This is a genomic window from Xylophilus sp. Leaf220 (assembly GCF_001421705.1).
Taxonomy (GTDB): domain Bacteria; phylum Pseudomonadota; class Gammaproteobacteria; order Burkholderiales; family Burkholderiaceae_C; genus Xylophilus.
This window is the reverse complement of sequence record NZ_LMKO01000002.1, coordinates 113,060-124,970: the sequence shown is the minus strand read 5'-3', so window position 1 is coordinate 124,970 and position 11,911 is coordinate 113,060. Positions and strand designations below refer to the sequence as shown.

The following is an 11,911-nucleotide window of genomic DNA, read 5'->3' as shown; positions in this document are numbered from 1 at the left end:
AGCTGGTGGCCGGCTTAAGGCGCCGGCTGCAGGCCTATTCCATTCGCAAGCGGGCGCCGAGGGGCCGCACGACAATCACAGCGCCATGCACGTCTACTACGCCGACCATTTCGTCCTGCCGCTGCCGGCCGGCCACCGGTTCCCGATGAGCAAGTACGGCGCGCTGCGCGACCGGCTGGTCGCCACCTGGCCCGAGGCGATCCGGCTGCGGGAAGCGCCCGAGGCCACCACCGGACAGCTGGCGATGGCGCACACGCCGGCCTACATCGCCGCGGTCGCCGACGGCAGCCTGACCGCCGCGCAGCAGCGCGAGATCGGATTCCCCTGGTCGCCCGCGATGGCGGCCCGCGCCCGGCGCTCGGTGGGCGCCACGCTGGCCGCGCTGCGCATCGCCCGGCAGGAGGGCGTGGCCGCCAACATCGCGGGTGGCACCCACCACGCCACCGCCGACCGGGGCGGCGGCTTCTGCGTCTTCAACGACATGGCGGTCGCCGCCCGGGTGGTGCAGGCCGAATGGGGCCGCACCCGGCGCCGCGCCTGCCAGGTGGCGGTGATCGACCTGGACGTGCACCAGGGCAACGGCACCGCGAAGATCTGCCGCAGCGACCCGACCATCTTCACCCTGTCGCTGCACGGCGCGCGCAACTACCCCTTCCAGAAAGAGCCGGGCGACCTCGACGTTGAACTGCCCGACGGCTGCGAGGACGGCGACTACCTGCAGGCGCTCGACACCGCGCTGGCGGTGCTGGACGACCATTTCGTGCCCGACCTGGTGCTGTACCTGGCCGGCGCCGACCCGCACGAGGGCGACCGCCTGGGCCGGCTGCGCCTCACCGATGCCGGCATGCGGGCGCGCGACCGCCGGGTGTTCGACTGGGCCTGGCAGCGCCGCCTGCCCCTGGCCTTCGCCATGGGCGGCGGCTACGGCCGCGACATGGAGAGCACGCTGCGGGTGCAGATGCAGACCTACGAGGAGGCGCTGGCCGCGCATGCCCGCTGGGCCGGGGCGGGCGGGCCGGCGGCCGGTGCCGCCGCGCCCCGCGCTTGAAAAACCGGCCGCACCCACCCAGCTACGAGGTCTTCGTCACCCCGCAAAGCGCGCCATGGCCCTGATGCTGCTCTCCTTTCTGGCCCTGGCCTGCCTGTCGGCCCTGCTGATGCCCCCGGTGTGGACCGCGCTGCGCCGTGCCCGGCTGCGGCGCCGGCCGTTTCCCGAGGCGTGGCGGCTCGTCCTGCGGCGGCGGGTGCCCGGTTTCCGGCGGCTGCCGGCCGACCTGCAGCTGCAGCTCAAGCGCCATGTCCAGGTGTTCCTGGCCGAGAAGCCCTTCATCGGCTGCGGCGGCCTGGCGGTCACCGACGAGATGCGGGTCACCGTCGCCGCCCAGGCCTGCCTGCTGCTGCTGAACCGGCGCGACCACTACTTCCCGAACCTGCGCCAGATCCTGCTCTACCCCGGCGCCTTCGTGGTCGACCGGGCGCAGGCCGACGGCAGCGGCCTGGTGCAGGACCGGCGCCGCGCGCTGGCGGGCGAATCCTGGAGCGAGGGCCAGGTGGTCCTGTCGTGGAGCGACGTGCTGGCGGGCGCCGCCGATCCGGCCGACGGCCACAACGTGGTGGTGCACGAGTTCGCCCACCAGTGGGACCAGGAAAAGGGCCGGGCCAACGGCGCGCCGCCCCTGTCCGGCCGGGCCCGCCGCGCCCGCTGGGCGGCGGTGCTGGGCGCCAGCTTCCTGCTGCTGCAGGCCCAGGTGGCGCGCGCCGAGCCCACCCTGCTCGACCCCTACGGCGCCACCGACCCGGCCGAGTTCTTCGCCGTGGCCAGCGAGACCTTCTTCGAGCGCCCCGAGCAGCTGGCCGCCGAGCAGCCGGCCCTGTTCGGCGAGCTGGGAAGGTTCTACCGGGTGAATCCGCTGAGCTGGTAAGGCAGTGCCGTTGCTATTGTTTCAATAGCGCGTCGCCGGCGCTTATCGCCGACCGCAGGCACTTTTCGTCGCTATTGACGGCTGGTGATCAGGCCGAATCCCGGTCGCGGGCGGCCACCACGCCCACCCGGCGCTGCACCCCCCAGCGCCGCCGACGGGTGAGGAACGACACCCAGCCCAACGCGGCACCGGTATGGCGCAGCAGCTGGAAGGTGAAGGGCTCGGCCAGCGCCGCCAGCAGACCCTGCGCCAGGCTGGCCGGCGCGGTGCTGCCCACCCAGCGGCGGTAGAGGCGGATCGACCACAGGTGGAAGGCCAGGTCGATCGCCAGCTTGAGGCCGATCACGCTGGCTGCCGCGCCCAGCGGGCTCAGTTGGCCCGCGGCCAGGTAGTAGGCCAGCAGGAAGAACGCGGTGAGACCGTAGAGCGGCTGCAGCGTATCGAAGGCCTTGACCGGCAGCATCGCCACGCCCAACCAGCCGTAGCGCCGGTCGCCCACCATGTCGCGGTAGTGCCACTGCGTCTGCAGGAAGCCGCCGAACCAGCGGCGCCGCTGGCCGAGGAAGGCGCCGATGCTGCCGGGCGCGTCGGTGCGGGCGCAGGCGGTGCCCAGCACCCGCACCGTCCAGGGCAGGCGGTGGGCCACCGCGTGGCGGCGCAGGCGGTGGGTCAGCTCGTAGTCCTCGACCATGCTGTCGGGGTCGAAGCCGCCCACGGCCAGCAGCGCGCTGCGGCGGTAGCCGGCGAAGGCGCCCGAGACCAGCAGCAGGCTGTCCATCCGCATCCAGGCATGGCGCGAGAGGAAGTTGCGGATGTACTCGTACGTCTGGAACCACTGGAACATCCGGCCCGAGAACGACGGCCCGCACACCGGCACGATGACGCCGGTGGCCGCCACCAGCCCCGGCTCGGTTGCGAAGGCCTGGCGCATCGCGGCCAGCGCGGTGGGCGCCAGCAGGGTGTCGCCGTCGACCGTCAGCACCACGTCGGTTCCGGCGCGCGGCAGGGCGGCGTTGAGGGCCCGGGCCTTGCCGCCGTGCGGCAGGGCGAGCCAGCGCAGGCTCGGGTAGGCGATGCTGGGCGGCCCCACCGTGCCGGGCGCCGGCAGGGCCAGGCCGTAGTGGCGCACCAGCAGGTCGGCCGTGCCGTCGGTGGAGCCGTCGTCGACCACCATGATCTGCTCGGGCGGATCGGTCTGCGCCAGCAGCGCGGCGATGGTGAGCGGCAGGGCGCCGGCCTCGTTGTGCGCGGCGACCAGCACGCAGACGCTGGTGCGCACCGCGGCCGGCGCTGCGGCATCGGCATCGGCGTGCGCCGCCGCCGGCCGCAGCAGGTCCCAGGTGCGCCAGCCGACGAAGGCGAGCAGCACCGTGTCGTAGACCACGTACACCACGCCCACCGACCAGGCCAGCACCCCGCCCACCGCGAACGCCATGCAGAACAGGATGCCCCACAGCACCAGCGCCCCGCCGTGGATCAGCACGCTCGGCAGCGGCGTGCGCCAACCCGGCAGGTACGGCGTGGCCCGCAGGCGGGCGTCGTGCAGGGAGGAATCGGACGGCATCTCGGTGCTGGGCGTGGGTGGAGGGCGGTTGGACGGATAAGGGCGGGAACGGAAGTGCACCGGCGAAAGTGCAGGTGCCTGCCGGGACAGGGCCGGTCGGGGGCGCGACGCCCTGCATGCACTACGCAGGGCAGGGCCGGGCGGATGTCGCACCCCTGCGGCCGTGCGGCGCCGCGTCCCGACCAAGCCGGCACCGCAGCCGATCGTAGCCACCGCATGTCAAGCGCGTGTAATGCCGCGGCCCGCAGGGCCGGGCTCGTCAAGCCGCGGCGCAGGCCCTATATTGCCGAGCCATGAACTCCCGCACCTCCGACCCGGCATCGGCGCCCGCTGCCGCCCCTGCGCAGCGCTACACCCGCGTCGCCATCGTCCTGCACTGGCTGATCGCGCTGCTGATGCTGGTCAACGTCGCGCTGATGCTGACGGTGGAATGGTTTCCCGACGCACTGGTGCGCCCGGTGTTCGACACCCACAAGTCGATCGGCGTGACGGTGCTCGGCCTGGTGCTGCTGCGGCTGCTGTGGCGCCTGTCGCACCCCGCGCCGCCGCTGCCGGCCGCCTACCCGCGCTGGGAGCGGTGGTCGGCCCATGCGGTGCATGTGCTGCTCTACGGCGTGATGCTGTGGATGCCGCTCTCGGGCTGGCTGCACGATTCGGCCTGGAAGGACGCCGCGGCGCACCCGATGTACTGGTTCGGCACCTTCGAATGGCCGCGCATCGACTTCGTCGCGCAGAAGGTGGCCGCCGCCGACGACAAGGAGGCGCTGCACGACCTCTTCGGCTGGATGCACAGCGCTGGCGCCTATGTGCTGTACGCGCTGTTCTTCCTGCATGTGGCGGGCGCGCTCAAGCACCAGTTCTTCGACAAGGAGCCGGTGCTGCGGCGCATGCTGCCCTGAGCTGCTGGCAGGCGCTGCAGGATCAGGGAAGGGCCAGCAGCGTCCGTGCCCACGCCGGCAAGGGCGCATCCACCAGGGTGACACCCGCCACCGTCCGCACGGCGACCAGGCGCGGGCCGCCATCGGCCACGTCGCGTGCGTCGTACAGGTAGGCTGCGTCGGCGACTTTCACCGCATCGGCCAGATGCGCCATCGTCCGCGTGTAGCGCGCCAGAATGCGCTCGGCCGGCACGTCGTGGCCGCCTTCCCGCACCCGTTGCGCCACCCGGCCCAGCAGGCGCTGAGGGTCGTCGAGCGCCACGATGTACAGGGCCACGGTGTAGCCCCGGAGCCGGGCCTGCCGCAGCAGTTCGATCTTGGAGGGATGCGAGAACACGGTTTCGCTGGCGAAGGATGCACCGTCGTCCAGCAACTGTGCGCGGCGCGCGTCGGCCCAGGCGCGCGCGGCTTCGGAGCGCGATTGCGGATCGTCGATGTGCTGCAGGTGATCACGCTCGTGCAGGTCCGCGTTCACGAATTCGAGCCGTGAGCCCAGAATGCCCTCGCGTACCAGGGCACGGTACAGGCTGGACTTGCCGGCGCCGTTGGGGCCGGCCAGCAGGTGGAACCAGCGGGGTGACGTTCCGCTGGACGACGCCATGGGCGTGCTCAGCCGACGCGTGCGCTGTTGTCCTGCACGACTTCGCGTACCCGCTGGGCCAGCGAACCCCGTGCTTGCGCCGCCAGCAGGCGGGCCGTCAATGCATCCACCGACGGCGGTGGCGATGCTTCTGCGGCACCGCCCCTTTCGTATTGCTCGATGGCGGCCCGGGCTTCCTGCACGCTCAGGCCGGTGTGTTCCACCACCTGCCCCAGCGTCGCCCAGTACTCGATCTGGCTGGCGACGGAGCGGCGCATGGGCTGGGCGGCCTGACGGGCCTTCTCGACCAGGGTGCCGGGCAGCTTGACGGACGAAAACGCAGTGGATGGCATGGCGAATCTCCTGAAAGGCGCATTTTGCGCCAATCGGGATTTATCCGGTAGAGGCTGGGCTTTTTCCACGCCAGGAAGTCCACAACGAAAAATACCCGGAAGGCCAAAAGTCATTCCGGGTATCGCACGAAGAAAGCGACGATTACTTCGCGTCGCCCTTGTCGGCCTCGTCGGCCGGCTCCTCGTGGTGCAGCGCCGGCTTCTGCCCGGGCTGCGGTGCGTGGATCGCGCCGGGCGCGATGTCCTCGCCGTGGTTCTTCTTTTCCTGCTGCACTTTTTTGTCGTGCGCGACATTGCGTGGATCGGTCATGGACACACCATGGCCGCGCGCGGACAGGCATCGGGTCGGACACGGCCGTGCAAGGGCCGAGGAGCCGGCCTACCCGCGTCACTTCGCCCGCAGGAACTCCCCGACCTCCAGCAGCACCATCTCGTTATCGTCCGCCTTGTTCGGTTCGCGGCTGGTGGAGAACGGCAGGTTGTTGTCGTTGCCGACGACGATGTGGGTCGCGTCCACCACGTCGACGTTCTCGATGGTGAAGAACGGAAACTTCAGCACGCCGTCGTTGAGCGGCTTGCGGGCGCGCTTCTGCGGGTCCTGGATGGCCAGCAGGTCGATGTAGCCGATCTTGCGCACCGCGCCGCCCGCGTTGGCGTCGGTCATCTCGATCTTGTAGACGCGCTTGAATTTCGCGATGTCGTGGAAGCAATCCGTGCGCTTCTCGCCGGCGGGGCAGGCCCGGTCGGCGGTGCCTTCGCCGTTGTCGCGCTCGATCACCAGGCCGGTGGTGGCGTCGACCATGTTGAAGTCGCCGATCGCGTGGCCGTTGGCCTCCAGCGGGTACTTCCACGAGCGGCCGGTCCACTGTCCGGCACGGGTGTCGAACTCCATCACGCGCAAGGCCTCCTTGCCGTCGATGCGCTCGTAGTCCTTGGCCTCGGCGTTCCACACCGGGCCTTCGAGCAGGGCGTAGAGCCTGCTGCCGTCGGGCGAGGCGGCCATGCCCTCGAAGCCCTTGCTGCGCTTGATGTCGAAGCGGTTGGACAGCGCGGGCGTCGCGTCCGGCGCGCCGAGCGTGGTTACCGCGGGATGGTCGGGCGAGCGGATCGGCTTGCCGTCGACCAGCGTGTCGAACACCGCCAGCACCTTGCCCTGCAGGTCGGCCTTGACCAGGAACGGGCCGAATTCGTCGCCGATCCAGAGTGCGCCGCCGGCGAACTGGAAGCTCTCGGGATCGAAGTCGCTGCCGGTCAGGTAGCGCTGCGCGGTGCCTTCCTGGACGATGCGGAACGGCACCTTCTTGTCGGAGTCGTGCAGGAAGACGGTGTGCAGCCGCTGGATGCTGCCGGCCTGGAAATCCATCGCGTAATGGTTGAGGTACAGCATGAAGTCGGGCGAATTGGCCTTGGCGCCGGCGCCGTTGTCGGTCAGCACCCAGAAGCTGCCGTCGGCCATGCGCTTGATGCCCGAATGGCCCTGCAGCGGCTGGCCCTGGAACGGCAGCGACACGCCGGTCTTGCGGCCGTAGGAGTCGCCCTCGACGCTGCCGATCCGTTCGATCCGCTTGCCGGTGGTGAACTTGCCGCTGGTCTGCAGGTCGGCCGGCGCATCCTTCGGTGCGGCGACCATGCTGTTGGCGGGCAGCACCGCGTGGCCGGCGAGCGTGGCGGGAAAGGCGGGCGCGGCAGCGGGCTGGGCGTGCGCCTGCACGGACCAGGCGGCGGCGGTGACGGCCAGGATGCGGACCAGGGAGGAGAGCGAGCGCGGGGGATGGGCGTGCATGGCGGTAGCGGATGGAAGTGCCGATACGATGCACGCCGGGCATGACGCGGGCGTGACGTGGCGGACCTCGTCGTCGAATCCCCGAGAATCCGACCCGCGAGCCGAAGACGCCGATATGCGGAAGTCGAGGTATTGAGAACAACGACCGCTTCGGGAAGAAGCCGCGAGAGGACATAGACAGGGTGGAGAGCAAAACCATTTTCGCGGCGCAGCACTACGGCGTGCTGCTGCTGTTCCTGCTGGTGAACTGGGGCTACGGCCGGCTGCTCGGCAGGGGGACGTCGCTGGCCACCCTGCCGGATGCCGCCATGCGGCGCGCGCTGCAGCTGGCGCTGGGAACCGGCGTCGTCATCTGCCTGTTGCAGGTATGCGGCGCGGTGGGAATCCTGAGGCCGGCGCTGGTCTATGCCATCGGGGCCGGTGGATTGGTGCTGGCGGTGTGGCCGCTGAAGACGACGCGCCGCGCGCCGTGGGCCTGGCCGCACTGGAGCAGCTGGCTGGTGCTGGTGCTGGCGACCTCCACCGTGGTCTACCCCCTGCGCATACCGCTAGCGTGGGACGAGCTGGCCTACCACCTGCCCCATGCGCGCGAATGGGCCGAGCAGGGGCGGCTGCAGATCAACGAGTGGGTGCGCTACCCCTGGTTTCCGTACAACTACGACCTGCTCTACGCCGCGGCGCTGAGCGTCTACGACGACGTGATGCCGCACCTGCTGCATGCGTACGCGGGCTGGTGGGTCGCCGTCGTCGTGCACCGCTGGACCTTGTCGGTGGCGGGGCGGGCGAGTGCCTGCATCGCCAGCGTGCTGTGGCTGACGCTGGCGCAGCCGGAGTTCGCGACGGCCTATGTGGACATGGGCGTGGCGATGTACGTATGCGCGGCATTCGTCGTGCTGCACCTGTGGCGCGAATCGGCCGGCGAGAACCGGCTGCTGTACCTGGCCGCTTTCCTGCTGGGCGTGGCGGTGGGGTCCAAGTACCAGGCGCTCACCTTCCTGCCGCTGTTCGCCGTGGTCGTGGCGTTCACGGACCGGCGGATCGGGACCTGGTGGCGCTGCGCGCTGGCCCTGGCCGTTCCGTGCATCTACTGGTATGCCCGCAACGCGGTCATGACGGGCGACCCGTTCAATCCGCTGGGCGGCAAGATCTTCGGTTTCCACGACTGGAACGCGGTCGACCATGCACTGCAGTTCAGCGACATCAAGGCCAACTTCGGCTGGCCCCCGCCGTATCTGCTGCTCGCCGCCGCCGCACCGCTGCTCGCATGGCGCACGGCCGGCAGCGGCCGGGTGTGGGCGACTGCCGTGTTCTCGGCCTATGCGGTGGCGGTGTGGGCCTTCACCTCCCACTATCCGCGCTACCTGCTGCCCGCCTACCCGGCGCTGTGCGTGCTGACCGCGGCGGTGGCCTGGACCAGCGTGGAACGGGCTTGGGAGCAGGCCGCGCGGGGCCGGCTGGCCGTCTTCGGCCGCGGGGCCGCATGGCGGCTCGTGCAGGTCGTTCTCGTGGTGGCCGTGGTCGCCTTCGCGGGGCGCCGGTACCACGTCTACAGCGGCTACGAATGGTCGCTGGTGTCGCCCACCGCCGCCGAACGCGACGCCGCGCTGAAGGGTGCGCTGCCCCGCCACGCCGGTGCCATCTTCTACCTGCGGGACCATCCCGCGTCCCGCATCTACCAGATGAACCTGGAGGCTGCGCTGTACTACCTGCCCAAGCCGGTGTGGGGCGACTATCTCGGCCCGTGGCGCTACAGCGAGTATTCGATACTGTCCCCGCACGCGCTGGCCGAACGCCTGCAGCGCGAAGGCTTCGATACGCTGGTGGTCAGCCTGTTCGAGAACGCCGCCCTGCTCAACCAGGACATGTCGCGCGATTTCGAGCGCGTCTATGCCGATTCCCACATGCACATCTACAAGATCCGCCCCCATGCACGCTGACCCTCACGCTCCGGTCTCCGCACCGCTGCCCGGCCCTTCGTTCGGCACCGCGGCCCCCTCCATCGCGGTCATCCTTCCCTGCTACAACGAGGCCGGCGGCATCGGCATGGTCGTCGACCAGTTCCGGCAGGCCCTGCCCGAAGCGGCGATCCACGTCTTCGACAACGCATCGACCGACGGCACCGCCGCCGAGGCCGCGGCACATGGCGCGACGGTGCACCGGGTGGCGCTGCGCGGCAAGGGCAACGTGGTGCGCCGCATGTTCGCCGACGTCGAGGCCGACGTCTACGTGATGACCGACGGCGATGCGACCTACGACGTCTCGAACATCCGCGACCTGATCGCCGGCGTGTGGCAGGGCGGCTGCGACATGGTGGTGGGCGTGCGGGTGGACGACGGCAGCAACGCCGCCACCTACCGGCCCGGGCACCGCCTGGGCAACCAGATGCTCACCGGCTCGGTTGCCGCGATCTTCGGCGGGCGCTTCACCGACATGCTGTCGGGCCACCGTGTGTTCTCGCGCCGCTACGCCAAGACCTTTCCTGCGATGGCACACGGCTTCGAGACCGAGACCGAGCTGACGGTGCATGCGCTGGAATTGCGGATGCCCACCATGGAGCTGCCGGTGTCCTACGGATCGCGGCCCGAAGGCACGGCCAGCAAGCTGTCGACCTACCGCGACGGCTGGCGCATCCTGCGCACCATCGTGCGTCTGTTCACCAGCGAACGGCCGATGGCATTCTTCGGCCTGCTGGCGACGTTCCTGGTCCTGGTGGCGCTGGGGCTGGCCGCGCCGCTCGTCGCCACCTATCTGCACACCGGTGCGGTGCCCCGGTTCCCGACCGCCATCCTGGTCACCGGCCTGATGCTGAGCGCCTTCATCTCGTTCGTCTGCGGCATCGTGCTGCACAACGTCGCGCTGGGCCGCAAGGAACTGAAGCACCTGGCCTACCTGGCCGTGCCGTTCCGGAGGGCCGGCTAAGGCCGCCGGGGTCATCGGACTGCGACGGGCGGCTCAGCCCGCCGCGTCGGCCCGCACCCAGGCGGCGGCCTTCTCGGCCATCATCAGCGTGGGGCTGTTGGTGTTGCCGCTGGTGATCGTCGGCATCGCGCCGGCATCGACCACCCGCAGGCCGGCGATCAGGCTGCCGCGGCCGTCGCGCACCCGCATCCGCGCGTCCAGCACCGCCATCGGGTCGCCGTCGGCGCCCATCTTGGTGGTGCCGACCGGGTGGAAGATGGTGGTGGCGATGTCGCCCGCCAGGCGGGCCAGGTCCTCGTCGGTCTGGTACTGCGGGCCGGGCTTGTACTCCTCGGGCCGGTAGGCGGCCAGCGCCGGCTGGGCGACGATGCGGCGGGTGACCCGCAGCGAGTCGGCCGCGACCTGGCGGTCTTCGGCGGTGGCCAGGTAGCGCGGCGCCACGGCCGGTGCGTCCTGGAAGCTGGCGCTCTTGATCCGCACCGTGCCGCGGCTCGTCGGGTTGAGGTTGCAGACGCTGGCGGTGAAGGCCGGGAACGCGTGCAGCGGATCGCCGAAGGCATCGAGCGACAGGGGCTGCACGTGGTACTCGATGTTGGGCCACGGCTGGGCCGGATCGCTGCGGGTGAAGGCGCCCAGCTGCGAAGGCGCCATGCTCATCGGCCCGCTGCGCGACAGCAGGTACTGCAGCCCGATCTTCGCCTTGCCCCAGGCGGTCGAGGCCAGCACGTTGAGGGTGGGCGCACCGGCGATCTTGTAGACCGCGCGGATCTGCAGGTGGTCCTGCAGGTTGGCGCCCACGCCGGGCAGGTCGGCCACCACCGGAATGCCGTGCTGCGCCAGCAGGTCGGCCGGGCCGACGCCCGAGAGCTGCAGGATCTGCGGCGAGCCGATGCTGCCGGCGCACAGCAGCACTTCGGTGCCGGCGGTGACGGTGACGCGCTCGGTGCCGTTCCACACCTCGGCGCCGGTGCAGCGCTGGCCGCCGCCCGGCTGCGGCGCGAAGGTCAGGCGCATCACCTGGGCGCCGGTCCACAACTCGAAGTTGGGCCGCCCGTAGCAGGTGGGCCGCAGGAAGGCCTTGGCGGTGTTCCAGCGGAAGCCGTTCTTCTGGTTGACCTGGAAGTAGCCCACGCCTTCGTTGTCGCCGCGGTTGAAGTCGGTGGAATGGGGCACGCCCGCCTGCTGCGCCGCCTGCGCGAAGGCGTCGAGGATGTCCCAGCGCAGCCGCTGCTTCTCGACCCGCCATTCGCCGCCGCCGCGGTGGAAGCGGGCGAAGTCGGCGTCCAGCCCCGGGGTGCCGGCCATGTAGTGGTCTTCGTGCTGGCGGAACGCCGGCAGCACGTTGTCCCAGCGCCAGGTGTCGTCGCCGGTGGCGGCGGCCCAGCCGTCGTAGTCGCGGGCCTGGCCGCGCATGTAGATCATCCCGTTGATGCTGCTGCTGCCGCCGAGCGTCTTGCCGCGCGGATAGCGCAGCACCCGGCCGTTCAGGCCCGGATCGGGCTCGGTGCTGTAGAGCCAGTCGGTGCGTGGGTTGCCGATGCAGTACAGGTAGCCGACCGGGATGTGGATCCAGTGGTAGTCGTCGCGCGGGCCGGCCTCGACCAGCAGCACCCGCTTGCGGGTCTCGGCCGAGAGGCGGTTGGCCATCAGTGCGCCGGCGGTGCCGCCGCCGATGACCAGGTAGTCGAAATGGGGCTCTGCCATGGGTCGTGTGTCTCCGTTGCTGCGCGGTGCGCTGTTGTCGCTTACGAGTGTGGCCAACCCGCGGCCCGCGCGCCAGTGAATTTTTTGCACGGCGGCTCTACAAACTGCAAAGCGTCCCCCCGTTCGCCGCGTTACCCTGCAGTTCCCT

Annotated in this window: 11 protein-coding genes; 5 read left to right on the top strand and 6 right to left on the bottom strand. The window is 70.6% G+C overall.

Going from position 1 to position 11,911, the window contains the following annotated elements:
* The first annotated feature begins 85 nt into the window (after positions 1-85).
* Both ASE76_RS05435 and ASE76_RS05430 read left to right on the top strand, forming a co-directional pair.
* Positions 86-1,048 carry a histone deacetylase gene (locus tag ASE76_RS05435; RefSeq protein WP_055835954.1) on the top strand — a complete coding sequence of 321 codons (963 nt, stop codon included), beginning with the start codon at positions 86-88 and terminating at the stop codon, positions 1,046-1,048.
* A gap of 55 nt (positions 1,049-1,103) precedes the next feature.
* On the top strand, positions 1,104-1,922 hold the full coding sequence (locus ASE76_RS05430) for a zinc-dependent peptidase (protein WP_055835950.1): 819 nt from the start codon (positions 1,104-1,106) through the stop codon (positions 1,920-1,922).
* 88 nt (positions 1,923-2,010) lie between these two features.
* On the opposite strand, the gene ASE76_RS05425 is transcribed toward ASE76_RS05430, so the two are convergent.
* Entirely contained in the window at positions 2,011-3,486 is a 1,476-nt protein-coding gene (locus tag ASE76_RS05425) for a glycosyltransferase family 2 protein (protein ID WP_055835948.1), read from the bottom strand.
* A 293-nt stretch (positions 3,487-3,779) separates the two neighbouring features.
* Here ASE76_RS05425 and ASE76_RS05420 point away from each other — a divergent pair, with 293 nt between their 5' ends.
* Entirely contained in the window at positions 3,780-4,385 is a 606-nt protein-coding gene (locus tag ASE76_RS05420) for a cytochrome b (protein ID WP_055835944.1), read from the top strand.
* A gap of 22 nt (positions 4,386-4,407) precedes the next feature.
* On the opposite strand, the gene ASE76_RS05415 is transcribed toward ASE76_RS05420, so the two are convergent.
* The 4 genes from ASE76_RS05415 to ASE76_RS05405 form a co-directional block, all read right to left on the bottom strand.
* Entirely contained in the window at positions 4,408-5,025 is a 618-nt protein-coding gene (locus tag ASE76_RS05415; protein WP_055835939.1) for a zeta toxin family protein, read from the bottom strand.
* A gap of 8 nt (positions 5,026-5,033) precedes the next feature.
* On the bottom strand, positions 5,034-5,357 hold the full coding sequence (locus ASE76_RS05410) for a hypothetical protein (RefSeq protein WP_055835937.1): 324 nt from the start codon (positions 5,355-5,357) through the stop codon (positions 5,034-5,036).
* 142 nt (positions 5,358-5,499) lie between these two features.
* On the bottom strand, positions 5,500-5,667 hold the full coding sequence (locus ASE76_RS20425) for a hypothetical protein (RefSeq protein WP_156362527.1): 168 nt from the start codon (positions 5,665-5,667) through the stop codon (positions 5,500-5,502).
* 78 nt (positions 5,668-5,745) lie between these two features.
* Positions 5,746-7,140 carry an esterase-like activity of phytase family protein gene (locus ASE76_RS05405; RefSeq protein WP_082448033.1) on the bottom strand — a complete coding sequence of 465 codons (1,395 nt, stop codon included), beginning with the start codon at positions 7,138-7,140 and terminating at the stop codon, positions 5,746-5,748.
* 182 nt (positions 7,141-7,322) lie between these two features.
* Here ASE76_RS05405 and ASE76_RS05400 point away from each other — a divergent pair, with 182 nt between their 5' ends.
* Entirely contained in the window at positions 7,323-9,077 is a 1,755-nt protein-coding gene (locus ASE76_RS05400; protein WP_055835936.1) for a hypothetical protein, read from the top strand.
* Positions 9,067-10,059, top strand: coding sequence for a glycosyltransferase family 2 protein (locus tag ASE76_RS05395; RefSeq protein WP_082448031.1), 993 nt, complete (start codon positions 9,067-9,069; stop codon positions 10,057-10,059). The genes ASE76_RS05400 and ASE76_RS05395 overlap by 11 nt, the downstream gene beginning before the upstream one ends.
* A 33-nt stretch (positions 10,060-10,092) precedes the next feature.
* Here ASE76_RS05395 and ASE76_RS05390 read toward each other — a convergent pair whose 3' ends face one another.
* Positions 10,093-11,763, bottom strand: coding sequence for a GMC family oxidoreductase (locus tag ASE76_RS05390; protein ID WP_055835934.1), 1,671 nt, complete (start codon positions 11,761-11,763; stop codon positions 10,093-10,095).
* Positions 11,764-11,911: the final 148 nt, after the last annotated feature.

Excerpts from the sequence above, each read along its gene's own strand:
- ASE76_RS05435 (WP_055835954.1), top strand. The coding sequence starts at position 86 with ATGCACGTCTACTACGCCGACCATTTCGTCCTGCCGCTGCCGGCCGGC.
- ASE76_RS05425 (WP_055835948.1), bottom strand. The coding sequence starts at position 3,486 with ATGCCGTCCGATTCCTCCCTGCACGACGCCCGCCTGCGGGCCACGCCG.
- ASE76_RS05405 (WP_082448033.1), bottom strand. The coding sequence starts at position 7,140 with ATGCACGCCCATCCCCCGCGCTCGCTCTCCTCCCTGGTCCGCATCCTG.
- ASE76_RS05395 (WP_082448031.1), top strand. The coding sequence starts at position 9,067 with ATGCACGCTGACCCTCACGCTCCGGTCTCCGCACCGCTGCCCGGCCCT.
- ASE76_RS05390 (WP_055835934.1), bottom strand. The coding sequence starts at position 11,763 with ATGGCAGAGCCCCATTTCGACTACCTGGTCATCGGCGGCGGCACCGCC.
- ASE76_RS20425 (WP_156362527.1), bottom strand. The coding sequence starts at position 5,667 with ATGACCGATCCACGCAATGTCGCGCACGACAAAAAAGTGCAGCAGGAA.
- ASE76_RS05415 (WP_055835939.1), bottom strand. The coding sequence starts at position 5,025 with ATGGCGTCGTCCAGCGGAACGTCACCCCGCTGGTTCCACCTGCTGGCC.
- ASE76_RS05430 (WP_055835950.1), top strand. The coding sequence starts at position 1,104 with ATGGCCCTGATGCTGCTCTCCTTTCTGGCCCTGGCCTGCCTGTCGGCC.
- ASE76_RS05420 (WP_055835944.1), top strand. The coding sequence starts at position 3,780 with ATGAACTCCCGCACCTCCGACCCGGCATCGGCGCCCGCTGCCGCCCCT.
- ASE76_RS05410 (WP_055835937.1), bottom strand. The coding sequence starts at position 5,357 with ATGCCATCCACTGCGTTTTCGTCCGTCAAGCTGCCCGGCACCCTGGTC.